This window comes from Flavobacterium sp. 1 (assembly GCF_002797935.1).
Lineage (GTDB): Bacteria > Bacteroidota > Bacteroidia > Flavobacteriales > Flavobacteriaceae > Flavobacterium.
The window spans coordinates 93593-120401 of the sequence record NZ_PGER01000001.1 but is presented as its reverse complement, the minus strand read 5'-3'; the positions used below and the strand labels follow the sequence as shown (position 1 = coordinate 120401).

Annotated in this window: 19 protein-coding genes; 8 read left to right on the top strand and 11 right to left on the bottom strand. The window is 37.7% G+C overall.

What is annotated here, in order from left to right; genetic code table 11:
• Positions 1–45: 45 nt before the first annotated feature.
• The 4 genes from cobT to CLU83_RS00490 are packed head-to-tail and all read right to left on the bottom strand — an operon-like array spanning position 46 to position 3620.
• On the bottom strand, positions 46–1725 hold the full coding sequence (gene cobT / locus CLU83_RS00505) for a nicotinate-nucleotide--dimethylbenzimidazole phosphoribosyltransferase (RefSeq protein ID WP_100429813.1): 1680 nt from the start codon (positions 1723–1725) through the stop codon (positions 46–48).
• A 9-nt stretch (positions 1726–1734) separates the two neighbouring features.
• A complete protein-coding gene (gene cobU, locus CLU83_RS00500; protein ID WP_100429812.1) occupies positions 1735–2241 on the bottom strand; it encodes a bifunctional adenosylcobinamide kinase/adenosylcobinamide-phosphate guanylyltransferase in 507 nt (168 codons plus the stop codon).
• Entirely contained in the window at positions 2238–3242 is a 1005-nt protein-coding gene (locus CLU83_RS00495) for a virulence RhuM family protein (protein ID WP_100429811.1), read from the bottom strand. The genes cobU and CLU83_RS00495 overlap by 4 nt, the downstream gene beginning before the upstream one ends.
• 15 nt (positions 3243–3257) lie before the next feature.
• Complete coding sequence (locus tag CLU83_RS00490) at positions 3258–3620, bottom strand: DUF5522 domain-containing protein (RefSeq protein WP_100429810.1); 363 nt, start codon at positions 3618–3620, stop codon at positions 3258–3260.
• Positions 3621–3716: 96 nt separating this feature from the next.
• Here CLU83_RS00490 and CLU83_RS00485 point away from each other — a divergent pair, with 96 nt between their 5' ends.
• The 4 genes from CLU83_RS00485 to CLU83_RS00470 all read left to right on the top strand — a co-directional run bounded on the left by CLU83_RS00485 (position 3717) and on the right by CLU83_RS00470 (position 7421).
• Entirely contained in the window at positions 3717–4859 is a 1143-nt protein-coding gene (locus tag CLU83_RS00485) for an ABC transporter substrate-binding protein (protein WP_100429809.1), read from the top strand.
• A 62-nt stretch (positions 4860–4921) separates the two neighbouring features.
• Positions 4922–5950 (top strand): iron ABC transporter permease, encoded by a 1029-nt coding sequence (locus tag CLU83_RS00480; protein WP_100429808.1) that lies wholly within the window; start codon positions 4922–4924, stop codon positions 5948–5950.
• Between the two features lie 60 nt (positions 5951–6010).
• Entirely contained in the window at positions 6011–6424 is a 414-nt protein-coding gene (locus CLU83_RS00475; RefSeq protein ID WP_100429807.1) for a GxxExxY protein, read from the top strand.
• 217 nt (positions 6425–6641) lie between these two features.
• Entirely contained in the window at positions 6642–7421 is a 780-nt protein-coding gene (locus tag CLU83_RS00470; RefSeq protein ID WP_100429806.1) for an ABC transporter ATP-binding protein, read from the top strand.
• Between the two features lie 52 nt (positions 7422–7473).
• On the opposite strand, the gene CLU83_RS00465 is transcribed toward CLU83_RS00470, so the two are convergent.
• The 3 genes from CLU83_RS00465 to CLU83_RS00455 form a co-directional block, all read right to left on the bottom strand.
• The gene (locus CLU83_RS00465; RefSeq protein WP_100429805.1) at positions 7474–9081 is read right to left on the bottom strand and encodes a class I SAM-dependent methyltransferase; all 1608 of its coding nucleotides are present in this window, start codon (positions 9079–9081) and stop codon (positions 7474–7476) included.
• 104 nt (positions 9082–9185) lie between these two features.
• On the bottom strand, positions 9186–9641 hold the full coding sequence (locus CLU83_RS00460) for a tRNA (cytidine(34)-2'-O)-methyltransferase (protein ID WP_100429804.1): 456 nt from the start codon (positions 9639–9641) through the stop codon (positions 9186–9188).
• A gap of 26 nt (positions 9642–9667) precedes the next feature.
• Positions 9668–10243, bottom strand: coding sequence for a pseudouridine synthase (locus tag CLU83_RS00455; protein ID WP_100429803.1), 576 nt, complete (start codon positions 10241–10243; stop codon positions 9668–9670).
• A 193-nt stretch (positions 10244–10436) separates the two neighbouring features.
• On the opposite strand from CLU83_RS00455, the gene CLU83_RS00450 reads away from it, so the two are divergent.
• The 3 genes from CLU83_RS00450 to CLU83_RS00440 all read left to right on the top strand — a co-directional run bounded on the left by CLU83_RS00450 (position 10437) and on the right by CLU83_RS00440 (position 21139).
• Positions 10437–11087, top strand: coding sequence for a phage tail protein (locus tag CLU83_RS00450; protein WP_100429802.1), 651 nt, complete (start codon positions 10437–10439; stop codon positions 11085–11087).
• A 67-nt stretch (positions 11088–11154) separates the two neighbouring features.
• Positions 11155–20139, top strand: coding sequence for an MBG domain-containing protein (locus CLU83_RS00445; protein ID WP_198512229.1), 8985 nt, complete (start codon positions 11155–11157; stop codon positions 20137–20139).
• Between the two features lie 166 nt (positions 20140–20305).
• Complete coding sequence (locus tag CLU83_RS00440) at positions 20306–21139, top strand: outer membrane beta-barrel protein (RefSeq protein WP_100429800.1); 834 nt, start codon at positions 20306–20308, stop codon at positions 21137–21139.
• A gap of 535 nt (positions 21140–21674) precedes the next feature.
• On the opposite strand, the gene CLU83_RS00435 is transcribed toward CLU83_RS00440, so the two are convergent.
• The 4 genes from CLU83_RS00435 to CLU83_RS00420 form a co-directional block, all read right to left on the bottom strand.
• Entirely contained in the window at positions 21675–23279 is a 1605-nt protein-coding gene (locus CLU83_RS00435) for a hypothetical protein (protein ID WP_100429799.1), read from the bottom strand.
• A 63-nt stretch (positions 23280–23342) separates the two neighbouring features.
• Complete coding sequence (locus CLU83_RS00430; protein WP_100429798.1) at positions 23343–23888, bottom strand: RNA polymerase sigma factor; 546 nt, start codon at positions 23886–23888, stop codon at positions 23343–23345.
• Positions 23889–23909: 21 nt separating this feature from the next.
• Positions 23910–24233, bottom strand: a complete 324-nt coding sequence (locus CLU83_RS00425) for a lipoprotein (RefSeq protein ID WP_100429797.1) — start codon at positions 24231–24233, stop codon at positions 23910–23912.
• A gap of 119 nt (positions 24234–24352) precedes the next feature.
• Positions 24353–25213, bottom strand: coding sequence for a protease complex subunit PrcB family protein (locus tag CLU83_RS00420; RefSeq protein WP_100429796.1), 861 nt, complete (start codon positions 25211–25213; stop codon positions 24353–24355).
• A gap of 187 nt (positions 25214–25400) precedes the next feature.
• Here CLU83_RS00420 and rmuC point away from each other — a divergent pair, with 187 nt between their 5' ends.
• Positions 25401–26771, top strand: a complete 1371-nt coding sequence (rmuC, locus tag CLU83_RS00415; RefSeq protein WP_100429795.1) for a DNA recombination protein RmuC — start codon at positions 25401–25403, stop codon at positions 26769–26771.
• Positions 26772–26809 lie beyond the last annotated feature (38 nt).

Here is a 26809-nt window from a genome sequence, read left to right as displayed (position 1 = left end):
GCATCTCTACGTTGTGCATCTCTACGATGAATTCTAAAATTAAATTTACGAACCACTGACCCCAGCTGATTCAAAACTGGCCATTTCATTCAAGAAACATACGGCCGATTGTATAATTGGAAATGCCACGGCGCAACCTGTTCCCTCGCCCAACCTCAAATCAAGTTGTAACAACGATTGAACCCTTAAATAATTCAATATTTTTTGATGTCCCTGTTCTGCTGATGAATGGCAGAAGATTGCATTTTCTTTTACTTCTGGATTCATTTTATAGGCTATTAAAAAAGCTACTGTGCAAATAAAACCATCTACAAGAATAAGTATATTCTTTTGTTTGGCCTGTAGCATTGCTCCTGCCATTTGCATAATTTCGAATCCTCCAAAATAAGCTAACTTACTTTCTAAATCATTTGAACCATTATAACTGTCAAGGGCTTTTTTCAGAATGTTTTGTTTCTGAATTAACTTTTCGTCAGCAACTCCTGTTCCTTTCCCGACACAATCTTCGATAGGCAATTCCAAAAGAATACTCATCAAAACCGAGGCTGTGGAAGTATTTCCGATTCCCATTTCGCCAAAACCAATGCAGTTACAGCCTGTTTCAAAAATGGTATTTACAATTGCTGCTCCTTTTACAAAACACAAATCCAATTCGGTTCGACTCATTGCCGAAGTATGTAAAAAAGATTGTGTTCCCTTCCCAATTTTAGCCGAAACCAAATTGGCATTTGTTGGAAAATCATAGTTTACCCCAGCATCCACAATAGTTAATCCAATATTATTTTGTCTGCAAAACACATTAATAGCCGCTCCGCCTTCTAGAAAATTAGTCACCATTTGTCGGGTAACATCCTGCGGATAGGCGCTTACGCCGTGATCGGCAATTCCGTGGTCAGCAGCGAAAACGATTATATTTGGGTTTGTTATTTTGGGTTTTAATGTTTGGAAAACTGTTCCAATTTGTTTTGCCAAACTTTCCAAAATACCTAGCGAGCCAGTTGGTTTGGTTTTGTTGTCTATTTTTTGTTGAAGCGACTCACTTATTTCAGAATCACTAAAGTGTGATTGCTTCGTTCCTCGCAATGACTCAGTAGCAGGCGGTAGAATTGAAACCAAAATCTCTTCAACACATGGTTTTTCTGCTTTTTGTTTCCAATTCAATTGTTGCAACATCGGCTGGTTGTCATAATTGGTCGCGGGTTTGCCTACGCAAAAATAACCTAAAGGCTCAATGTTTTCGGATAATCCTAAAAGCTGTTTGAACTGATAATAATTTAAGATTGAAACCCAGCCCATCGAATAGCCTTGTTCTGTCAGTGACAGCCAGATGTTTTGGGCTGCACAAACCGCACTGAATTTTATCGCTTCATTACTACCTACAGTTCCAATGGTAAAATTATTCAACACCGAACGGTCGTAACAAATTACTAATCCGAGTGGTGCTTCTTCAATGGCTTCTAGTTTTAAGGCTTGGTATTGTGATTTTTGCAAATCATCATCGGTTTGATTTTCGGCTTTTTGATTGTAAGCTAAAAACAACTCTTTTATCGTTTTTTTAATTTCAACCGATTTGATTAGATAATATTTTGTAGCATCAGTCAGACCAACAGATGGCGCACAATGTCCTGCCTGCAATGCTCTTTGAATCACTTCATCAGGCACTTCGTCTTGTGTAAAATGACGAGTGTCGCGACGAGATTTTATGATTTCATCTAAATTGGACATCTTTTTAAATTATTTTATTTTTAGAGGAATTCCTGAAACCATCAACACAACAGTTTCTGCTTTTTGGGCGATGTATTGATTCATCCAGCCTTGCAGTTCTGTGAATTTTCTACCAATGTGAGTTTCGGCGTGAACACCCATTCCTATTTCGTTTGTTACAATAATTATCGTGGCGTTTTCATGTTTAGCGATGGCATCAAATTCGGTTTTGGCTTGTTCCAAACTTAAGGCAACCTCATTTTTGTTATCCACAAAAAAATTGGTCAGCCAAAGCGTCACGCAATCAACAATTGCTACTTTTTCCGAAAAATCAATTTCCGACAAATGTTTTTCGTTCTCTATGTTTATCCATCGCTCATCACGATCTTTTTGATGACGATCAACTCTTTTTTGAAAATCATCGTCCCATTTTCGAGCCGTTGCCACATACATTGGCTTTTCCGATAAACCTTTGGCTAAATTTTCGGCATAACTGCTTTTTCCTGAACGTTCTCCTCCTGTAATTAAATATATCATTTTTGTTTTCCTTTCTTTAAAACTTTCTCGGTATTCTCAATATGTTTTATAAAATCGTTTTCGACTGGCGACAATTCATTTTTTGTAGATTCTTTGTACTTATCATATTCTGCTTTCGCTTTATCAATAGCATCTTGATGGCTTATTTTTCCAGAATGTTGAAGTATATCCTGCCCTGTCATTTTCAAAAAATCATCTAAACGACCAATCCAATCCTTCATGTACATTGGTTTTTGATTTAATGCCTGTAATTCTGCTAATTCCAAATAGGCTGTCACTGTCCTGTTCAAAATATTCAATTCTTGCTCATTTAAATAATTCTTAGCAACTTCAGCCTCTTGTAAAGTTGGTTTCCCTCCTTTAAAATGTGTTAATCCAAGATTAGGTAAATTTGAATTAATCCTAGTGTAAACAACTTCGGCTGCAGTTTGCCCGTGAGCAACCCAATGCATTTTATTTTGTATCGTTTTAAAAAAAAGCTTTGATTCATCTGTATTGGCATTATAATCAATACTAGTTGCATAAATATCCAACACTTTTCTCCAAAAAACTTTTTCAGAGGAACGAATATCACGAATACGAGCTAATAATTCATCAAAATAATTTCCCCCGCCAGCTTGCTTAAATAACTCGTCATTCATTGTAAAACCCTTTACAATATACTCCCGCAAACGTTGAGTCGCCCAAATTCGGAATTGTGTTCCTCTATTTGACTTTACACGATAGCCAACGGAAATAATTACATCAAGATTGTAAAATGTTGTTTCATAATTTTTTCCATCAGAAGCAGTATGTCGGAATTTCCGACATACTGAAATTTCTTCCAATTCTCTTTCCTTGAAAATGTTACCTAAATGCTCAGTAATAGTAACTCTGTTCTTTTGAAATAAGTCGGCCATTTGAGCCTGAGTAAGCCAAACTGTTTCCTCAAGAAGTCGGGTTTCAATCTTGGTAACTCCGTCTTCAGTTTGATAAATCAATATATTCGATTGGTTTTCCATAGTGTATTTTTCTTTTCAATAAGGACAATGTGTGCAGTCACTTTTACAGCAATATCCTCGTTTAAGATGAAACCAAGGTTTAAAAACATAGTTTCCATCCTCAAAATAATAATCAATTCCTTCGATTATATTTGTGGTTTCGGGCAATAACGAAGCTTTATTTCCTATCGCTGTTTCGGGAGTTATGGTGGCTACAAATTCATCTATTTTATCCGAACAGGCTTTTTTAAAACAATTTGGGCAAAGACAATCGGCGATATCAAAGGGATTGAAAATGGGAGGAAAATCATTGCACCAACAAGCTTCCCCTTCAGGAGTATCTCCGCAATTAAAAGGCTTTTGGCAGGTCGAACAATGCTTCTCTTTTATAACATTCATTTTGTAAAGATAGCGTTTGTCTTATTTTTTACTGCAAAAATTAAACAAGAAATTTATAATTTACTATACCTTTGCGCTTATTGAAAAAAATATAATATGCGATTTTCATTCTACAAAGTTCTTTTAATCAGTGTTCTCTTTTCTTTTATCGGATGTAAAAAAAATGAAACAAAAGAGGTTATAAATGCCGTTAACACTACAAACAGCATTCAATATTCCAAAAGTTTGACCATTTATAAACAGGATGGTTATACGGTAGTAACGGTTTCTAATCCTTGGCCAGATGCTGTTAAAGATTTCAAATATATTCTAAAAGAAAAAAACGGAATTGTTCCAGACAGCTTAAAAAAATATACGCAAATCAATGTTCCGTTACAATCTATTGTAGTGACTTCTACGACTAATATTCCATTTCTTGAAATGCTGGGTGTCGAAAAAAAACTTGTTGGATTCCCGCATACCGATTATGTTTCTTCCGAAAAAACCAGAACTTTAATTGACGCTGGTTCAGTTAAAAATGTGGGACAAAACGAAAAACTCAATATCGAACAGCTTATTGAATTAGCACCAGAACTTATTGTCACTTTTGGTATCGATAACAATAATCCAAGCATTGAAAATTTACAAAAAAGCGGTTTAAAAGTATTAATTCAAGCCGATTGGATGGAGCAATCTCCACTGGGAAAAGCGGAGTGGCTAAAACTATATGGCGTTTTATTTTGCAAAGAAAAAGAAGCAAATCAATTGTTTGACAATATCGTAAAAGAATACAATGATGCTGTAAAACTGGTTGCCAGCCAAAAGCCAACTTCAACTGTATTATACGGCTCTATGTATCAAGACCAATGGTTTGTGGCAAGAGGAAGCAGCTGGGTTGCCCAATTTATGAAAGATGCCAAAGCCAATTATCTTTGGAAAGATCTAGAAGGAACTGGAAGTCTTGGATTATCTTTTGAAAACATATTAGACAAAGCCAAAACTGCTTCTTTCTGGATTGCAACTGGTTCGTTCAGATCATTATCTGAATTGGGAAAAGCTAATCCACATTACAGCCAGTTTGATGCTTTTGCTAATAAAACTATTTACACTTTTGAAGGAAAAATGGGAGCTACCGGAGGTACTATGTTTTATGAATTATCTCCTGCCCGACCAGATTTGGTATTGAAAGATTACATTAAAATTTTCCATCCTGAGTTGCTTACTGACTATACTTTTACCTTTGCTCAAAAACTGAATTAAACACAAATTATGAGACCTAACAGGTTTTGAAAACCTGTTAGGTCTTTCCTAAAAAAAGTGAATTGAACAATCCAAAACGAAATACAATCTTATTCTCATTCCTTTTTTTAGGGCTTATTATTCTGTTTTTTGTAAACATCAGTTTAGGTTCGATTACCATACCTTTCAAGGAAGTTTACACCAGCTTAACAGGAGGCCAATCGAGTAAATCAACCTGGGAATACATTATCATCAATTACCGTTTGCCCAAAGCAATTACTGCGGTTTTGGTCGGAATGGGATTGTCCATAAGCGGATTGTTGATGCAGACTTTATTCCGAAATCCGCTCGCTGGTCCTTATGTTTTAGGACTCAGTTCGGGGGCTAGTTTGGGAGTCGCGTTTGTTATATTAGGTGCAAGTGTATTGCCTTCCTTTTTGAGCGGTGTTTTATTGTCTCCATATGGAATTGTTTTGGCTTCAACATTGGGAAGCACCTCGGTTTTGTTATTGGTTTTATTGGTTTCGCAACGACTTCGAGATACTATGGCTATTTTAATCGTTGGATTAATGTTTGGAAGTTTTACCAGTGCGATTGTGGGTGTTCTTACTTATTTCAGCTCAGCAGAACAATTACAGAAATTCACTTTTTGGTCCATGGGAAATCTCGGCAATTTGTCTTGGACATCCATACTTATTTTAACGATTTGCGTACTATTCGGTTTATTGCTCAGCTTATTAAGCATCAAACCTTTGAATGCACTACTCTTAGGTGAAAATTATGCTAAAAGTATGGGGCTAAATTTCAATAAAGCTCGATTTATTATCATATTGGCTACAAGTATTTTGGCTGGAAGTATCACCGCTTATGCTGGTCCTATCGCCTTTATCGGATTAGCAGTTCCGCATATCTCAAAATTAGTTTTTCAGACGAGTAATCATACGGTTTTATTCTGGAGCACTTTGCTTTTTGGAGCTGGAATTATGCTGATTTGCGATGTGGTTTCCCAAATGCCGGGAATGGAAATTACTTTACCAATCAATGCTATAACTTCTATATTGGGAGCACCAGTAGTTATTTGGCTGTTGGTTCGAAAGAGGAATTTTAAGTGATAAAACTTATGCGTTTTTTAAACACATAGAAACATAGATTTACAGTATAAACAAAACCAAATGATTACTCAAAAATATTTAGATGAACTAACATATGAAATCATTGGTTCAGCCATTGAGGTTCACAAAATTATTGGTAAAGGATTACTTGAGAGTGTGTATCATCAATGTATGATAGAAGAACTATCGCAGAGGAAAATAAATTTTCACACAGAGCTGAATGTCCCAATAATTTATAAAACAAAAGAATTAACAACAAATTTTAGGTGTGATTTATTCATTGAAAATTGTATTGTAGTTGAATTAAAATCTGTATTAGAAATGAATTCTATATTTGAAGCACAGCTTCTAACCTATATGCAACTTTTAAAAGCGCCCAAAGGAGTTATCATAAATTTCAATTGTTATAATATTTTCAAAGAAGGACAAAAAACATTCGTAAATGATTTTTTTAAACTTCTACCCAAACAGTAAATTTCTACATCTATGTGTGTGTTTAATTTTTTACCAAAATTCTTTAAATAAACACATAGAAACATAGAATTGATAATGTAAATAGATTGTTTTAGAAAATACATTTTTACACATAGCACTATGAAAACTATCTTGAGCAAAGCGTCTTTTATTTTCTATTTTGACCTATGTTTCTATGTGTTTAATTCCATTTGCATAAAATTAGTAATCCATTAATATGTCAAATAATATCCTCACCACTCAAAATTTAAGCATTGGATACACTTCCAAAAAAGAAACCGTGACCATTGCCGAAAACCTCAATCTGAACTTACAGACAGGAAAACTGATTGCTTTGATTGGGGCGAATGGTATAGGAAAATCGACTTTATTACGTACCATTACCGGAATCCAGAAACCTTTACAGGGAACGGTTTTATTGAACGATAAAAAAATAAGTGACTATGAGCCTTTGGCATTGGCTCAAAATTTAAGCGTAGTTTTGACCGAAAAATTGCCCCCAAGCAATTTAACCGTTTTTGAATTGGTGGCGCTGGGACGACAACCGTACACCAATTGGATCGGTACTCTATCGGATACAGATATGCAGATTGTTCAAGATGCAATTGATCTGACGCAAATTGATCATTTATCTCAAAAAAAACATTACGAAATAAGCGATGGCCAATTGCAAAAAGTTTTGATTGCAAGAGCATTGGCACAGGACACTCCATTAATTATTTTGGATGAACCTACAACGCATTTGGATTTATTGCACAAAGTTTCACTATTAAAACTCTTAAAAAAACTAACACACGAAACGGGAAAATGTATTTTGTTTTCGACCCACGATATTGATATGGCGATTCAATTAAGTGATGAAATGATTATCATGACTCCCGAAACAGTAGTACAGGACGAACCTTGCAACTTAATTCATAAAGGAAGTTTTAATACTTTATTCAAAGACGAGCATATCGTTTTTGACAGCGAAAAAGGAAAGTTTGTTATTACTTAGAAAAACCTCACCCCTCTCCTTGGGAGAGGGAGCTGAACACTGACCTCTAAATTCAAACTCCTTTCAATAAATTTATACTGACTGTAGCTATTTCCAAATCTGGGAATTTTTTAAAATAATTTGGATCTGGAAACAATCCTGCTTCGGCAGCAATTTTATGCAGGACATCAATCTCTACAATATATTGATCCGAAAAACCGTGAGTGGCATCATAAGCCGTAGCAGCAGTTTTACCTAAATTAAGTGCGGTTAAATGTGGCGCTATCGTATGCAGTTCGATAATTAACAATCCAAACTTATGTACATACGGAGACCATTTTTGAAAATGTTCCAATAAATTATCTTCAACTAAATTATTGTTTATCCGAACGCCTCTATGAGCAAATGCCCCAGTCGAATTACTTATTCGATCTTTAGAAATTTGCTTTGGCATTTCCCAAATTCGGTTGTGATCCAGAAAAGTTCTCACATTCAGCAAATCTTTTAAATCGATATTATAATTCTCCCGTAAATCTTCAGCCAACAAATCCGGCCGGCCAATGTCTCCCCAAATCACTTTCGCCCAAATATCAGCTTTGATTAAATTGGCTCGCGTTACTTTGAGAGCCGCTTGATTATAATCGGCACCCACCAGAAATAAAGGATGGGTATTAAGCATTTTTCCTCTTAACGTCTGACGCTCAATCACATCAAAAATGTGTTGCAAAAAAGCACCATTTCCACAGCCCATATCAAGGATTCCTTTGGGTTGCTGAGCAATTGGCAGATTGAATAATTTGATGATAATTTCGTCAACCACTTTAAAATAAGCATCATGCGCACCACCGCTTCCCCACACATTCATTTCGCGATCTACGTGAAGTTCATCTTCACCATCTCCAACGATTCTTAAAACAGCAGGATTACCAAAAATTAATTCTTCTATTTTTCTGAAAGTTGGCAAATACGAAACCGTAACTCCATAAGCCGAAGCTCTTTTGGCAAAAAACAAACCTGTCTCAGTAAACTGATAATTGCCTTTCTTTTGGGTAAACCAACCTAAATGAGTTAAAAAATTAAGTACAGTTTTGAAATTTTCGGGTGATTTATGAAACTCTTCAGGACGAAAAGATATTTCCATAAAATATTTATGAAACATCCCGCTCATTCCCAAATGAACCGTTATTTGACCTACAAGAAAACCTTCAATATGCATCAGAATCTGATGCTGAATTTCATTGGTCAGATTATCTTCAGAAAATGAAACTCCAAAATTGCTTTGACATTTTTCGAATATCAATTTCATTCGATTGAAAATCTCCCCTTCGAATAATTTTGGGCGCAAATCATTCGAATATTCCAACAGCTCCACAGCATCTTTATATAATGGAAACAGCGAAAAAGCAATTTCACTTTTTTTATTTATGCTAATAGAAATTTCATCTTTACTTGCATTAATGTGATAATCGATAAATCCTTGTGAAGCCAAAGTTCGCAGACCCACATTGAGATAACCTTCATTAGCTTTGAATTGTTCAGATAGTTGAGAAAGAGTTACTTCTTTTTTGTCCAAAATATGGACTAGCACTTCTTTTTTATACAAACAAAAAGCAACCGGTGCTGTTACCAAACCATCGAGATGCCGAAAAATAGTACTTCGTAAGGAAACGTTATCTATCATAAAATGAGATTTAAGACCATAACATAATGTCTATCTCAAATATATGGAATTTCCTTTAAAAAAACTGTCTAATTACCTATGAAATAGATTTCAGAAACCTGATTCTAAACACTTAAACCAATCTGTCTCTTCGCTTCTCCAACAACAAAAGCAACCGAATTTGCAATATTAAAACTCCTTATTAATGGTGACATCGGAATCGTAAGATGATTTTCGAATAATGCTAAAACTTCTGTACTTAAGCCCACACTTTCTTTACCAAAAACCAACCAATCTCCGTCTTGGAATTTTGCATCATAAATTGATTTTGAGGCATGGGAACTCATCAGGAAAACTCTTGATTTGTCTGGAATTTGAAACATCCATTCGGTTACATTTTGGTATTCGGTGACATCCAAATGTATCCAATAATCGAGACCGGAACGTTTCAGGTTTTTGTCATTAATAACAAACCCAAAAGGATGAATTAAGTGCAAACGGCTTTCTGTGCCTACGCACAAACGGCCAATATTTCCGGTATTATTTGGTATTTCGGGTTCTACGAGAACGATGTTTAGCATATTTATTTGTTTAATCGGTAATTTGTTTAATTGTTTAATTGGAAATCTGAAACCTCTAAAACTTGTCCAGCCAGCAAATTGTTCAAATGCACGTTTCCAATTCGGACACGTACCAATCTCAAGGTTGGAAATCCAACAGCAGCGGTCATTTTTCGCACTTGGCGAAACTTTCCCTCATTGACCGTAATCGAAGCCCAAGAAGTTGGTCCATGACGCTCGTCACGTATTTTCTTGCCTCGAGGTCCAAAATCAGGAATCTCGGTTATGAGCCGGGCATCGCATTTTTTAGTTTTGTATTTACCTCCGTCAAAACCAATTTCTACTCCTTCTTTCAATAAATCTATCGCGTTCTGAGTAATTACTCCATCGACTTGAACATAATACTCTTTATCGACCTTTTTTGACCGAATCTGTTCGCTTACTTTTCCATCTGTAGTCAATAAAAGCAATCCTTCCGAATCTTCGTCAAGACGGCCAATCGCCATTGTGCCTTCTGGAAAATCGTATAATTCACCCAAGAGTTTTTTCCTGCGTTTCAATTCGTAAATAAATTGGCTTAAATATCCGTAAGGTTTGTGAATGATGAAATGGTGATGGGACATGCTAACTTTATTTTAAAAAAAGCAAAGATAGCGTTGTTTTTAAAGTTTTTTTTAAAACATTGTATTTGCTCCTATATTTATATCTCATGACATGAATTCTCCTTCTTGTGTCATTTTTTCTTCTATTATTTCATTCCTTAATTTATTTTTGAATAGCATAATAAATAATTAACTACTTAAAAAACAAATAACTATGGACGAAATAATGGGAACCATCAAACTTTTTGCAGGAAATTTTGCGCCACGAGGATTTTATACTTGTGAAGGACAAATTTTATCAATAAGCCAAAACACAGCTTTATTTTCTATATTAGGAACAACCTATGGCGGAGATGGTATGACTACATTTCAACTTCCTGATTTACGCGGAGCATTTCCAACACAATGTTCAAATATTTCTGGTTCACATCCTGGTGGAACATACTCATTAGGTGAAATTGGCGGTACTCAATCAGTAACAGTTACCGTAAACAATATGCCTCCCCATACTCACTCAATTGTAAAAGGAGCAGGAACAAATCTTTCAGGTGCTGTAACAGTAAATACTGTTTTGCAAGCGAGTGCCGCAGATGGAGCATCACCATCACCATCAGCAACAAACAATGCTCTGGGAACAACAGGAGATGTTGGAGGAAGTGGCCAACCCAATCTTTATACTAATGCTGCACCAACGATCCCTTTAGCAGGAGGCAGTTCAACAGTAAACAACACCTTAAATTTTGATCCGACAGGATTGACTTTGACTCCTTGGGGAACTGGAGCTCAACCTCTTCCAACTGTACCGCCTTTTGTAGCTATGCAATATATAATTTGCTATGAAGGCATCTATCCTTCCAGACCATAAATTATCAAAATTAAAAGGACTGTTCTTACAACAGTCCTTTTTTTATATATCAATAAAAAAAAATCATATGTTTAAAAAATTACTTTTCTTAGGATGTTTTCTGTATATGATAACATCCTCAAACGCTCAAACTTTATCTACTGGTGACATCGCAATCATTGGAGTTAACTACGATACTTCTCCAAATTACGAAATTACTATCGTTACACTAGCTCCGATTCTAGCTAACACTCAAATCCGCATTAGTGACTATTGGTACAACGAAAGTACTCCAAACACTTTAACAAATGTTCAGGCTAGCACCAGTACTGCTTTGGATACCGAAGGTGGTATTTTATGGCAGCCAACCTCTGATATAAGTGCTGGAACTATATTCAAAATTGGAATTACCAAGGGAGGAAATACCGTTACAGGATTACCAGGAACTGTTACCGTTACAGGATGGACAAATGCTGCTACAACTACTTCCCCTGGAAACGCCGGTGGAGATAATTGGTTTATTTATCAAGGCAGCAGTATAACTAGCGTAAGTAATTTTATTTTTCTTTGGGGAAATGCTTTTACAAGCACTATAAACGGTGTCGCAATTACACCTGGTACATTTGTAACAACAGGAAGTGGAAATTTAAGCAGTAATAGTGCTACTTACTTACCTCCTTCACTAACATTAGGCACAAACGCCATTGCTCTTACAACTGTAACTTATCACGGCGACAACAATGTTTATACTGGGATAACAACAGGTACAAAAGCAACTATACTTGCAGAAATATGCAATCTAAGTAAATGGAATCATAATGAAGCAACAACTTACGACATAGCTCCTGGGGGAACCAGCTTTCCAGGTTCAAATCCTATTTTTACACTTAGCACTCCTAACACTGCGCCGACGGATATTGCGCTTTCGGCTTCTGCCATCAATGAAAATGTAAGCGCCAACTCGGCCGTGGGAACTTTGTCTTCTACTGATGCTGATGCATCAAACACTTTTACCTACACTCTGGTTGCCGGTACGGGAAGCACCGATAATACGGCGTTCTCCATCACAGGAAACAGCCTGACGATCAATGCCAGCCCGGATTTTGAAACCAAATCTTCCTATTCGGTTCGTATTCGTACAACTGATCAAGGCGGATTGACTTTTGAGAAACAATTTACCATAACAATCAATGATCTTGCAGAAGGAGTTTTACTAAATACCTCTCCAACATTGACATTTACCAGTAATCCCGCAGCCATTACCAGCGATGATATTGCAAGCGATGGAGAAGGAGGTTCTCAAACTATATCCGATATTGATATACAGGTATATAATATTTCAAATAGCAACGGAACTTTACTACCCGCATTATCTTGGCAAAACAATTCTTTTCTTTCAAGCGCCAACAATTCCTATTCAGGGTTAACAAACGAAAACAATGCTGGTTCAAAAGGTATGGCAATAAAATCAGCCGATGGAAGTGAGTTTCGTCTTAACCAGTTTATTTATTACAATTGGGGAGAAACCTCATCCTTTACTAATACGGTAAAGGGCTATAAGGACGGCAGTGAAGTCGCTTCTACCACTTTTGATGGTTTTGATTCAGGGTATAATCCAAAAACGATAACCTTAACATCTGCCTTTCAAAATGTAGATGAGGTAAGATTTTATATCAGTGCTGGAGGATACATGGGTGATCAGTCTTCTACCAATCATAGTATAAACTCTTTTGCGCTAACTTCACCAGTAGTCACATCAAATACTGCACCAACAGATGTTGCTCTTTCAGCAACTTCAATCAACGAAAATGTAAGTGCTAATTCGGCTGTAGGAACGTTGTCTTCTACTGATGCTGATGCTTCTAATACTTTTACTTATACTTTAGTTGCTGGCACTGGAAGCACCGATAATTCAGCATTCGCCATCACAGGAAACAGCCTGACCATCAATGCAAGTCCGGATTTTGAAACCAAATCTTCGTATTCGGTTCGTATTCGTACAACGGATCAGGGCGGATTATCTTTTGAAAAAGTATTTGCTGTTACTGTAAATAATCTATGTGATATTGTTTTAACTTCAGCATCTCAAACAAACATCGCTTGTAATGGTGGTTCAACAGGAGCTGCAACAGTAAATGCTGCTACTGGAGGAACAGGACCATATACTTACAACTGGACACCAAGCAACCCAACAGGTGATGGAACAGTTTCTGTTACTGGTTTGACTCCTGGAGTCTGGACTTGTACTGTAACGGATGCAAATTCTTGTACCGCTACTCGAAACTTTACAATTACACAGCCAACGGCTATCAGTACGGCAACTGCTGCGCAAACAAACGTATCCTGTAACGGTGGAACTAACGGTTCTGCTTCGGTGACTCCTTCGGGAGGTGCTGGTGGATATACTTATTCTTGGTCGCCTTCGGGTGGAACGGCTGCTACAGCTACTGGACTTGCTGCTGGAAGTTATACCGTAACGGTAACCGATGCTAACGGTTGTACTGCAACCCGCAACTATACAATCACTCAGCCAACGGCAATAAGCACCGCAACTGGTTCCCAAACCAACGTGTCCTGCAACGGTGGAACCAATGGTTCGGCTTCTGTTTCTCCATCAGGCGGAACTCCCGGCTATACTTATTCTTGGTCTCCTTCCGGAGGAACGGCAGCAACAGCTACTGGACTTGCCGCAGGAAGTTATACCGTAACGGTAACTGATGCTAACGGTTGTACTGCAACCCGCAACTATACAATCACTCAGCCAACGGCAATAAGCACCGCAACTGGTTCCCAAACCAACGTGTCCTGCAACGGTGGAACCAATGGTTCGGCTTCTGTTTCTCCATCAGGCGGAACTCCCGGCTATACTTATTCTTGGTCTCCTTCCGGAGGAACGGCAGCAACAGCTACTGGACTTGCCGCAGGAAGTTATACCGTAACGGTAACTGATGCTAACGGTTGTACTGCAACCCGCAACTATACAATCACTCAGCCAACGGCAATAAGCACCGCAACTGGTTCCCAAACCAACGTGTCCTGCAACGGTGGAACCAATGGTTCGGCTTCTGTTTCTCCATCAGGCGGAACTCCCGGCTATACTTATTCTTGGTCTCCTTCTGGAGGAACTGCTGCAACGGCTACTGGACTTGCTGCTGGAAGTTATACCGTAACGGTAACCGATGCTAACGGTTGTACTGCAACCCGCAACTATACAATCACTCAGCCAACGGCAATAAGCACCGCAACTGGTTCCCAAACCAACGTGTCCTGCAACGGTGGAACCAATGGTTCGGCTTCTGTTTCTCCATCAGGCGGAACTCCCGGCTATACTTATTCTTGGTCTCCTTCCGGAGGAACGGCAGCAACAGCTACTGGACTTGCCGCAGGAAGTTATACCGTAACGGTAACTGATGCTAACGGTTGTACTGCAACCCGCAACTATACAATCACTCAGCCAACGGCAATAAGCACCGCAACTGGTTCCCAAACCAACGTGTCCTGCAACGGTGGAACCAATGGTTCGGCTTCTGTTTCTCCATCAGGCGGAACTCCCGGCTATACTTATTCTTGGTCTCCTTCCGGAGGAACGGCAGCAACAGCTACTGGACTTGCCGCAGGAAGTTATACCGTAACGGTAACCGATGCTAACGGTTGTACGGCAACCCGCAACTATACAATTACCCAGCCAACGGCAATAAGTACTGCAACTGGTTCCCAAACCAACGTGTCCTGCAACGGTGGAACCAATGGTTCGGCTTCTGTTTCTCCATCAGGCGGAACTCCCGGCTATACTTATTCTTGGTCTCCTTCTGGAGGAACTGCTGCAACGGCTACTGGACTTGCCGCAGGAAGTTATACCGTAACGGTAACCGATGCTAACGGTTGCACTGCAACCCGCAACTATACAATCACTCAGCCGACGGCAATAAGCACCGCAACTGGTTCCCAAACCAACGTGTCCTGCAACGGTGGAACCAATGGTTCGGCTTCTGTTTCTCCATCAGGCGGAACTCCCGGCTATACTTATTCTTGGTCTCCTTCCGGAGGAACGGCAGCAACAGCTACTGGACTTGCCGCAGGAAGTTATACCGTAACGGTAACCGATGCTAACGGTTGTACTGCAACCCGCAACTATACAATCACTCAGCCAACGGCAATAAGCACCGCAACTGGTTCCCAAACCAACGTGTCCTGCAACGGTGGAACCAATGGTTCGGCTTCTGTTTCTCCATCAGGCGGAACTCCCGGCTATACTTATTCTTGGTCTCCTTCTGGAGGAACTGCTGCAACGGCTACTGGACTTGCCGCAGGAAGTTATACCGTAACGGTAACCGATGCTAACGGTTGCACTGCAACCCGCAACTATACAATCACTCAGCCGACGGCAATAAGCACCGCAACTGGTTCCCAAACCAACGTGTCCTGCAACGGTGGAACCAATGGTTCGGCTTCTGTTTCTCCATCAGGCGGAACTCCCGGCTATACTTATTCTTGGTCTCCTTCCGGAGGAACTGCTGCAACGGCTACTGGACTTGCCGCAGGAAGTTATACCGTAACGGTAACCGATGCTAACGGTTGCACTGCAACCCGCAACTATACAATCACTCAGCCGACGGCAATAAGCACCGCAACTGGTTCCCAAACCAACGTGTCCTGCAACGGTGGAACCAATGGTTCGGCTTCTGTTTCTCCATCAGGCGGAACTCCCGGCTATACTTATTCTTGGTCTCCTTCCGGAGGAACGGCTGCTACAGCTACTGGACTTGCCGCAGGAAGTTATACCGTAACGGTAACTGATGCTAACGGTTGTACTGCAACCCGCAATTATACAATTACACAGCCATCGGCAATAAGCACCGCAACTGGTTCCCAAACCAACGTGTCCTGCAACGGTGGAACCAATGGTTCGGCTTCTGTTTCTCCATCAGGCGGAACTCCCGGCTATACTTATTCTTGGTCTCCTTCCGGAGGAACGGCTGCAACGGCTACTGGACTTGCCGCAGGAAGTTATACCGTAACGGTAACTGATGCTAACGGTTGTACTGCAACCCGCAATTATACAATTACACAGCCATCGGCAATAAGCACCGCAACTGGTTCCCAAACCAACGTGTCCTGCAACGGTGGAACCAATGGTTCGGCTTCTGTTTCTCCATCAGGCGGAACTCCCGGCTATACTTATTCTTGGTCTCCTTCCGGAGGAACGGCTGCAACGGCTACTGGACTTGCCGCAGGAAGTTATACCGTAACGGTAACTGATGCTAACGGTTGTACTGCAACCCGCAACTATACAATCACTCAGCCGACGGCAATAAGCACCGCAACTGGTTCCCAAACCAACGTGTCCTGCAACGGTGGAACCAATGGTTCGGCTTCTGTTTCTCCATCAGGCGGAACTCCCGGCTATACTTATTCTTGGTCTCCTTCTGGAGGAACTGCTGCAACGGCTACTGGACTTGCCGCAGGAAGTTATACCGTAACGGTAACCGATGCTAACGGTTGCACTGCAACCCGCAACTATACAATCACTCAGCCGACGGCAATAAGCACCGCAACTGGTTCCCAAACCAACGTGTCCTGCAACGGTGGAACCAATGGTTCGGCTTCTGTTTCTCCATCAGGCGGAACTCCCGGCTATACTTATTCTTGGTCTCCTTCCGGAGGAACTGCTGCAACGGCTACTGGACTTGCCGCAGGAAGTTATACCGTAACGGTAACTGATGCTAACGGTTGCACTGCAACCCGCAACTATACAATCACTCAGCCGACGGCAATAAGCACCGCAACTGGTTCCCAAACCAACGTGTCCTGCAACGGTGGAACTAATGGTTCGGCTTCTGTTTCTCCATCAGGCGGAACTCCCGGCTATACTTATTCTTGGTCTCCTTCCGGAGGAACGGCAGCAACAGCTACTGGACTTGCCGCAGGAAGTTATACCGTAACGGTAACCGATGCTAACGGTTGTACTGCAACCCGCAACTATACAATCACTCAGCCAACGGCAATAAGCACCGCAACTGGTTCCCAAACCAACGTGTCCTGCAACGGTGGAACCAATGGTTCGGCTTCTGTTTCTCCATCAGGCGGAACTCCCGGCTATACTTATTCTTGGTCTCCTTCCGGAGGAACTGCTGCAACGGCTACTGGACTTGCCGCAGGAAGTTATACCGTAACGGTAACTGATGCTAACGGTTGTACTGCAACCCGCAATTATACAATCACTCAGCCAACGGCAATAAGCACCGCAACTGGTTCCCAAACCAACGTGCCCTGCAACGGTGGAACCAATGGTTCAGCTTCCGTTACTCCTTCGGGAGGTGCTGGTGCATATACTTATTCTTGGTCGCCTTCGGGTGGAACGGCTGCTACAGCAACCGGATTAAGCGCAGGAGCATATACCGTAACAGTAACCGATGCTAACGGATGTACCGCTACTCGAAACTTTACAATTACCCAGCCAACGGTTATCAGTACGGCAACTGCTGCGCAAACAAATGTATCTTGTAACGGTGGAACTAATGGTTCAGCTTCCGTTACTCCTTCAGGAGGTGCTGGTGCATATACTTATTCTTGGTCGCCTTCGGGTGGAACGGCTGCTACAGCAACCGGATTAAGCGCAGGAGCATATACCGTAACAGTAACCGATGCTAACGGATGTACCGCTACTCGAAACTTTACAATTACCCAGCCAACGGTTATCAGTACGGCAACTGCTGCGCAAACAAATGTATCTTGTAACGGTGGAACTAATGGTTCAGCTTCCGTTACTCCTTCAGGAGGTGCTGGTGCATATACTTATTCTTGGTCGCCTTCGGGTGGAACGGCTGCTACAGCAACCGGATTAAGCGCAGGAGCATATACCGTAACAGTAACCGATGCTAACGGATGTACCGCTACTCGAAACTTTACAATCACACAACCAACGGAAATTAATTTCACAACAACAGTTTTGTCTGGTTATGATTATAATACTGGATATAGTCAAACTATAGTAGCTTCAGGAGGAACAGGATCTAAAACGTATGCAGTTACAGCGGGAAGTTTGCCTTCTGGTTTTTCGCTATCAACAGCTGGACAGATAACAGGTATTTCAACTCAAATTGCTGATAGTAATTTTACGGTTACCGCTACTGATGCTAATAGTTGTACTGCTACATATAATTATATACTGAAATTAAATCAAATCCCAATTACCGTAACTGCAATACCTTCTCAAACTAAAGTATATGGGGAGAGTGATCCTGTTTTAACTTATACATTATCACCAAGTTTGCTTTCTGGAGATTCATTTACAGGATCTTTAACAAGAGTTAGTGGTGAAAATATTGGTAATTATGCTATTAATCAAGGTTCGCTTTCAGCTGGGTCTAAATATTTAATTACTTATGTTGGTGCTAACTTTACTATTACCGCAAAACCAATTACAGTAACGGTAACTCCATCACAAACTAAAGTTTACGGAACAACAGATCCTGTTTTTGATTATACAGTTTCACCGGGGTTGGTAGGTAGTGATTCCTTTACAGGAGCTTTAACTAGAGTTGCTGGGGAAAATATAGGAACTTATGCTATTAACCAAGGAAGTTTGAGTGCCGGATCTAATTATACGATTAGTTACGCAGGTGCTAACTTTACTATTACTGCCAAACCAATTACAGTAACAGCAACTCCATCACAAACTAAAGTTTATGGAACAACAGATCCTGTTTTTGCTTATACAGTTTCACCAAGTTTGATAGGTAGTGATGCCTTTACTGGAACTTTAACAAGAGTTGCCGGGGAAAATATCGGAAACTATGCTATTAACCAAGGAAGTTTGACTGCCGGATCTAATTATACGATTAGTTACGTAAGTGCTAACTTTACTATTACTGCCAAACCAATTACAGTAACGGCAACTGCATCACAGACGAAAGTTTATGGAACAACGAATCCTGTTTTTGCTTATACAGTTTCGCCAAGTTTGGTAGGTAGTGATGCCTTTACTGGTGCTTTAACAAGAGTTCCTGGGGAAAACATTGGAAACTATGCCATTACACTAGGAAACTTAAGTGCAGGTACTAACTATAACATTACTTATGTAAGCAAAGATTTTACTATTACGGCAAAACCTATCACAGTAACAGCAAATACTTCACAAACCAAAGTATATGGAACAACAGATCCTGTTTTTACTTATACTGTTTCGCCAAGTTTGGTAGGTAGTGATGCCTTTACTGGTGCTTTAACAAGAGCTGCTGGAGTGAATGTGGGCGTTTACGCTATCACACAAGGTACCTTAAGTGCTGGTGGAAATTATACCATTACGTATAATGGCTCAAATTTTACTATTACGAAAGCAGATCAGGTAATTACCTGGAATCAGACTTTGGAATTAGGTTGTAATGGAGAAACTAGTATTGTTTTGACTGCTGTTGCTAATAGTGGTTTAGCAGTAAATTATGCTTCTTCTAATACTAACATTGCTACTGTTTCAAATAATTCATTAATTTTCCAAAATTATGGGTCTGCAACTATAACAGCTTCGCAACCAGGCAACATGAATTACAATGCAGCTCCGGCAGTTGTTTTACCAGTAGTATCTAGTCAGCCTAACCTGATTAGAAAACAATTTGAAAATATTATATTCTTTGACAATAGCTCTAAGAGTTTTAAATCGTATAGCTGGTATAAAAATGGGGTTTTAGTTCCTGGACAAACTTCACAATATTTTAAAGAAAGTGGTGCCTTGAATGGAACTTATTATGCCGTAGCAACAAAACTAGACGGAACATTAATTACAACCTGTACGTTGACTTTCTCTCCAACAATAGAAGAAGAGTACATAAGAATTGTTCCAAACCCTGTTAGAAGTAATGCGAGTTTCCAATTAATGACGAATGTTAGTACAAGCAGATTACAAAATGCGCGTGTTGAACTTTATAATTTAACAGGTAACTTACTGACTACTATTACAAACCCAAGTCAAAATACTATTGACATGAGTGCTCCGAGCGTTGAAGGAATTTATATTGTAAAAATGACCTTAGCAAATGGTAAATATTTTACAAAAAACCTTCTCGTTAAAAATTAAAATAATTTACAGAATATGACATCCTCATTTTTAATGAATGGGGATGGATTATTCTAATTAAAAAAACAAGTATGAAATCGCCATTAACAACAAGTTTGCGTGAGCAAAAATCAATAAGTAAAAAGGCAATAACATATAGGACTGCTAAAAAATAAATTTTATATCTATGAAATTCAATATTAAAATCATAATTGGAACTATAGCTTTCTTAATTTCACAAGGAGTAGCTGCACAGTTTTATATAGGAATACAGTCGGGAATAGGGAATATTAAGAGTGATATTACTGGTATACAAGCAGGTAATCGCCTTGGCGGAGCTGTAAAAACAGGTTATATCTATTCTTTAAATACACATTTTGGTATTGGTTCAGGGCTAGAGTTTTCACAATACAAACAAGAAGTTTCTTTGTCTCAGTCTTCTGTAATACTTTCTAGTTTTGAAGTTGATGCTTCCACTTCGGCATTTGTTTATAACGTTACTACCAACAATTATAGAGAAAAACAAACTTTACATGCTCTGCAAATCCCTCTTTTTGTCCAATATAAAACAAATATTAATAAGGGTATTGATTTTAATTTTAGAGCTGGAGCTAAATATTTTTTACCTGTAAATTATAAAATTAAAGCAACAGCGGATTACGCAAATGGTAGTGCTTATTATCCAGATGTAAACCTGACTATTGACGATTTACCAGAATATGGTTTTGGTCGTCAGAATAATTATTCATCATCAGGAAAGTATGAAACTAAAGGAATTATAATGAGTTCTTTTGAGTTAGGATTTACATTTGATATGGCAACGAAAAATTCGTTGTATGTAGCCCTGTTCCTGGAAAGTGGATATGGTACAATTTTAGACCAAAACAAGAATGAATCCTATATTGGTTATAACCAAACATCTGTATCTGATAGGAAAGCTAATGGATCGTACAGTACTGATAAAGATGCTAAAATTAAACCTGTGGCTTTTGGGATAACATTAGGATGGAATTTTAAATAAATTCATTTTTAAAAATAATACAAAAAGGTCTTGACTCAAATCAAGACCTTTTTTTGCAACACATTCTGTTTTCAAAGCAAAGCATCCTTTTGATCTGTATTTGCAACTGCAGGCGGTATTTATTTTCTTAACGAAAAAGAAAACTAATATAGTATACCTCAAATCCGCAATCCTAAACTAATTAAGTCTTTCGGATTTTGTTTATAAGCTAAATTTAATTTTTCTGAATAATTACCCTAAAAATCTTGTTATTTTGGTTATATATTCATCCATTTTGAATATAATATTGATAAATTCAATTTCTAATTTATAAATTTCTTTAATCATCAAAAAGCAACTCAAAAATACATAAACAACTAATTATCAGCATTTATCATATAAAAACAAAGCATAGTTACCCTGATTATACATAAATAATTCAATAAATAAAAATCAGTCATATCAGCCTTTTTATAATGTAAAATGCCGGATTAAAAACCCGGCACTACTGCAATTAAAATTCTAAATACCACATTAAATAATTTATTGCAAAAAGTTAAAAAGATACATTTAAACCAACATTAAACATCCATTGAAACTGATTGAAAGACTGATTCTCCAATGGATTGATATAATAATTCATTCCTGGCTCTATGAAAAATTTGGTTTTTTTATAGAATTCATATTGTAAAGTGCTGCTCAATAATGTCCCGTAAACAAATTCATTTACATTTTTATTTTCTCCTATAGAACTCCCGTTCAGTAACACTTCATTAGAAATTAGCCTGCCGACAAAACCTCCTGTATTCATACTGATACTGGTTTTCTTTTTGCTTAAAAGAGCATATGAAACTTCCAATGGCATTTCAAAATATTTTAAATTCTGAGTAACATTTCCTGTTTCAAAACCTGTACTCGTCTTAGAATTTGCGGCAAACAAATAATTTTCATTATTGGAAACAAAAACTATCGCATTATTTTTGGAAGGACTATCCTGCACTACATTATTACTAGGTAAAATACCTGATGTAAAACTTGCCTCGGGACCCCGCTCATAATAAGCAACTCCATCTATTTTTTGTCCAAGCTCATTAATTTTGAATCCTGAACTTACCGCCCATTTTTTGTTCAGTTTATAATTAGTTTTTACCCCATAACCGTTTGATTGTTTTGAGGCAACTGTATTGCCTAATGCTTTTTCATTATTGTAATTTTCAGATCCCATAACCCCTGCAAAAACTTGAAGCGACCATTTATCAATAGCTTCCGAACTTGTTTTTTTCTTAGTTTTATCCTTATCCAATTCAGCCAAAGCATTCTCTAATTGAGCTACTTCCTTTTTTATTTTGTTAAGAGAATCTTTCGCACTACTGTTTTCGGCAATAGTTTTATTAGTATTGAACCCAGAAACCTCAGGATTTTGATTAATCAGTGCTGATTTAGAGTTTTCATTTTTTACGCTTTCCTTGTTTTGCTTCGATTCAGGAATAACGTCATTATCGGAACTGACTATCGTTTTAGCATTTCCGTTTGAACTATTTTTTGAAGAAAAATTACTAAACCCAACAACTGAAGCTGTGTTATAAGTGCCTGCCTTTGTATTTTTATTAGCAGTAATTACATCCGCTTTTGATTTATCGCTGCCCTCTGCAACTAATTGATTATCATTTATTCCATTCGAATTCTTAAACTTTTTAGATTTTTTTACTTTAGAAGAAACCGAAGGGATCATCTTGGCAGCTACTGAATTAGCATTAGTTAATGAAATGCGGATTTCTTTACTATTTAAATTTTCATTCTTAGCCTCATTTCCATGATTTCCTTTTTCTCCTAACGATACTTTTTCAATGGCACTTTCATTTTTATTTATATTCTCATTGGTATTTCTGTTGTTTTTTGAATCATTTTGCAAAACAACTCCGTTCGCATCATTTCCTATAATTAATTCCTGATTATTCCCTTGATTATAATTAACATACCAAATAGTTGGAAGAGAAAGTCCCGCAACTAAACATGCAGCTGCCCACCACCAGATAACTAGGCGTTTTTTCTTTTTAGGTTTATCTAATTGAGCTTCTATTTTATCCCATAACTCGGATGGCGGAGTACTTGAGAAGTTCTCCAATGAAGAAAAAATAGATTTTGCTTCTTTATTTTTCATGCGCACTTATAGTTTTTTGAAACCTGTTTGGTTTTATTAATTTACCTTAACAGAATCTCAATTTTATGCTGTTTTACAATTTAATACTATCAATATTTTTTTCTTCAAAATACTCTTGGCTCTGTTTAAATTTGATTTAGAAGTTCCTTCACTTATGTCAAGCAGCTTTGCAATCTCTTTATGTTTCATTTTTTCGAAAACATACAAATTAAAAACCATTCGGTATTGATCTGGCAATTCTTGAATATATTCTAATAATTTTTCCTGCTCAATGGGTGCTAATTCTAATTCTTCTTCGGCTGCTATATCAGTTTCAAAAACATCCAAAAACAAAACTCCTTTTTTCTTTTTCTTTAACGTTTCTAATAATTTATTGATAAAAATACGCTTGATCCAACCTTCAAAACTTCCTTCAAATTTGTATTGTCCTATTTTTTGAAAGGCAATTACAAAGGCTTCTTGAAAAACATCTTTGGCGTCATCCTCATTCCGCATATATTTTAGGCACAGCCCATAAAGAACTGGAGAAAACAACTGATACACTTTCAGTTGTGCTTCCCGGTCATTATCGGCACATTTCCTAATATACTGGTCTAAGTTCTCTTTCAAGAATTCTCTGGTGTTGGTTTATTATTTTTTCTTCTTCGTTATTTCGAAATTGGCATAGTCAGTTCTATCTTCTAAAGCCACTTCATTATTTTTTAAAAACAAATCATCTTTTAGGTTCGTTTTCCAAATATCCTCTGCAAAAATAGGTTTCTCTTTGATACTATTATGAATTTTATTTACTTCTGGCTCAACAGATTGAAATTCTCCTTCGTCAGTAAAAATAAAAATTTTCCAAGCCCAGCTTTGCATAGCTTCCTTTTTGGATATTTGTCTAAAACGGGAATCCTCATAAGTGCAGGAAGAAACAGTAAAAATTATAAAAAAAATAAAAAATATTTTTCTCATACATTGGTTTTTATTTGGTTAATCTTTGGTTATTTAATAGTTATTGAGGCACATTTACACAACCTCATTTAAAAAAACGATGATTCCGCTAAACCTAAATTCAGCGGAATCAAAATGTATTAAGATTTCGTTTTTAATAACGCTACTTTGTCCTGAATCACCTTCTTGAATGCAATAACTTCAGCAGTTTGATCTGCAGTATTATCATTATCCAAATATATTTTGGTGACAACTCCTCCTTGATTCCACTCTAGATAAACTCCTCCTTGATCATGAGCATTTGGTGATCCAAATGTTTTGGTCTGCCCTTTTAAGTTTTTTATTTCGGTTGGGATTTTTGAAAGAAAAGAAGCATAATCATCTCTAAAAACTAATGCTTTATAATTTAATTGATAAAAATCACTTGCTAAACTTGTCAAATTAAAATATTTAAACACTTTGTAATTTTCTACTCTATAAAATTGATAACAATCTGTCGTAGCACACTCTCCGTAAGTACCTACAATAGCATAATCAACAACCGCATTTACTTTGGAAAATATAATAGGCTTGCTTGATTTTGGAAGAATAATATAATCTGCTGGATAAGTAATTGTCTGAAGTACAATCTCACTATCACCAGGTACTCTTTCAGAATATTGAACTAGAATTTGACAGTCATCCTCTACTACAGATTGGATTTTTATATCATAGCCTGATGTAGGTTTTGGTCCTGATAAAAGTCCTAAGACTCTTTTTTGAGTAAAATCAGGCAGAGGACTAAAGGGGTCACAAGGGGCAAAATGCTTTTGCAGTTCTTCATTTGAGTTTATAAGCACATAAATAGGCTTGGTTGGATTCTCTTTTGGCTGCCCGCAATATTTAAAATTCTCATAAGCCACATTTCTGACATCGCCACAATTTTGAACATTATCACCTAATGAATCTGTACAGGAAGAAAAACTAAAAGCTATCAGGGCTACTATAATAAAACGCTTCATATCTACTTTTTAATTAATTTGTATACTAGTAAGATGGCATATTTTTAAAAAGGTTGCGTGATGATTTAAAAAAAGTTGAAAATTGTTGATTTAGCATTGGATTTCTAATAATTCGTGAAATTTCATTTTTAAAAATTAAGCACTACGTATTAATGCTTACTTTTACATTTTTAAAAAAGAAACATCTATGTTAACAATTCTTCCTTTATTAGTCGTTTTTATTATTGCGCTTGCAATAGGCGTTTTCATTGGCAAACTCCTATTTTCTGCCCGATTCCAATCGGAAAAAGTAAGTCTGGAAGAAAAATTAATCGCTCTGAATTCCCAATTAAGCCAACAGAAAGAACAGTTTTTATTGGATAAAAATGCATTCGAAAAACAGCTGGAATTATCTAATTCTGAGAAAGAAAATATCCGAAATGAGAAAGACAGTTTAGCCATTCAGCTTTCTAAAAAAGAAGTAGATTTTGAAAATCTTTGGGAACGCAATAAAGAACAAAAAGATGAAGTTGAAAAACTGCAGGAAAAATTCACCAAAGAATTTGAGAATCTTGCCAATAAAATATTAGACGAAAAATCGAATAAGTTTACTGAGCAAAACAAAGAAAACATGAAAAACATCCTGACTCCATTGCAGGATAAAATTCAATTATTCGAAAAGAAAGTCGAAGACACACACAAAGAAAGTATTGATTACCACGCCGCTCTGCGCCAGCAGATAATAGGCTTGAGCGAAATGAATGCTCAAATGAGCAAAGAAACCCTAAATTTGACCAAAGCACTAAAAGGCGACAGCAAAATGCAGGGAAACTGGGGCGAACTGGTACTGGAACGTGTCTTAGAAAAATCAGGATTGGAAAAAGACAGAGAATACCATGTACAGCAAAGTCATACCACAGAGGAAGGCAATCGTGTTTTTCCTGACGTTGTCATCAATCTTCCTGATGGAAAAAAGATGATTGTCGATTCTAAAGTTTCCCTAACAGCTTATGAAAAATTCATTAATGAAGAAGATGAAAGTTTAAAGAAAACTTTTTTAAGAGAACACGTCAATTCGATAAAAAGCCACGTAGATCAATTGGGAGGAAAAAATTACCACGATTTATACCAGATAGAAAGCCCTGATTTTGTTTTGCTTTTTATCCCTATGGAACCCGCTTTTGCATTGGCACTTAACGAAGACACTACATTATACAACAAAGCTTTCGAAAAAAACATCGTGATTGTAACTCCTTCTACCCTGCTGGCAACTTTACGCACGATTGACAGTATGTGGACGAACCAAAAACAGCAGGAAAATGCCTTTGAAATAGCAAGACAAGCTGGTGCATTATATGATAAATTTGAAGGTTTTGTTGCCGATTTAATAAAAATTGGCAAAAAAATCGAAGAGAGTAAAGTTGAATATCAAGGCGCCATGAATAAACTAGTGGAAGGAAAAGGAAACCTCATCACAAGCGTCGAAAAACTCAAAAAAATGGGTGCCAAAGCTAAAAAAGCACTTCCAGAAAGCATTTTAAAAAGAGCTGAAACCGACGAAAGCCCGCTTTTAAATTAGACTAAAATATTTCACAAACTATACCAAAGGACGATTAA

What these genes read in the sequence shown, in the direction of transcription:
- CLU83_RS00490 (WP_100429810.1), bottom strand. Translation starts at nt 3,620, where the DNA reads ATGAATGTTATAAAAGAGAAGCATTGTTCGACCTGCCAAAAGCCTTTT.
- CLU83_RS00475 (WP_100429807.1), top strand. Translation starts at nt 6,011, where the DNA reads ATGATTACTCAAAAATATTTAGATGAACTAACATATGAAATCATTGGT.
- CLU83_RS00470 (WP_100429806.1), top strand. Translation starts at nt 6,642, where the DNA reads ATGTCAAATAATATCCTCACCACTCAAAATTTAAGCATTGGATACACT.
- cobU (WP_100429812.1), bottom strand. Translation starts at nt 2,241, where the DNA reads ATGATATATTTAATTACAGGAGGAGAACGTTCAGGAAAAAGCAGTTAT.
- CLU83_RS00440 (WP_100429800.1), top strand. Translation starts at nt 20,306, where the DNA reads ATGAAATTCAATATTAAAATCATAATTGGAACTATAGCTTTCTTAATT.
- CLU83_RS00425 (WP_100429797.1), bottom strand. Translation starts at nt 24,233, where the DNA reads ATGAGAAAAATATTTTTTATTTTTTTTATAATTTTTACTGTTTCTTCC.
- CLU83_RS00420 (WP_100429796.1), bottom strand. Translation starts at nt 25,213, where the DNA reads ATGAAGCGTTTTATTATAGTAGCCCTGATAGCTTTTAGTTTTTCTTCC.
- CLU83_RS00460 (WP_100429804.1), bottom strand. Translation starts at nt 9,641, where the DNA reads ATGCTAAACATCGTTCTCGTAGAACCCGAAATACCAAATAATACCGGA.
- rmuC (WP_100429795.1), top strand. Translation starts at nt 25,401, where the DNA reads ATGTTAACAATTCTTCCTTTATTAGTCGTTTTTATTATTGCGCTTGCA.
- CLU83_RS00435 (WP_100429799.1), bottom strand. Translation starts at nt 23,279, where the DNA reads ATGAAAAATAAAGAAGCAAAATCTATTTTTTCTTCATTGGAGAACTTC.
- CLU83_RS00450 (WP_100429802.1), top strand. Translation starts at nt 10,437, where the DNA reads ATGGACGAAATAATGGGAACCATCAAACTTTTTGCAGGAAATTTTGCG.
- CLU83_RS00495 (WP_100429811.1), bottom strand. Translation starts at nt 3,242, where the DNA reads ATGGAAAACCAATCGAATATATTGATTTATCAAACTGAAGACGGAGTT.
- CLU83_RS00445 (WP_198512229.1), top strand. Translation starts at nt 11,155, where the DNA reads ATGTTTAAAAAATTACTTTTCTTAGGATGTTTTCTGTATATGATAACA.
- CLU83_RS00485 (WP_100429809.1), top strand. Translation starts at nt 3,717, where the DNA reads ATGCGATTTTCATTCTACAAAGTTCTTTTAATCAGTGTTCTCTTTTCT.
- CLU83_RS00455 (WP_100429803.1), bottom strand. Translation starts at nt 10,243, where the DNA reads ATGTCCCATCACCATTTCATCATTCACAAACCTTACGGATATTTAAGC.
- cobT (WP_100429813.1), bottom strand. Translation starts at nt 1,725, where the DNA reads ATGTCCAATTTAGATGAAATCATAAAATCTCGTCGCGACACTCGTCAT.
- CLU83_RS00465 (WP_100429805.1), bottom strand. Translation starts at nt 9,081, where the DNA reads ATGATAGATAACGTTTCCTTACGAAGTACTATTTTTCGGCATCTCGAT.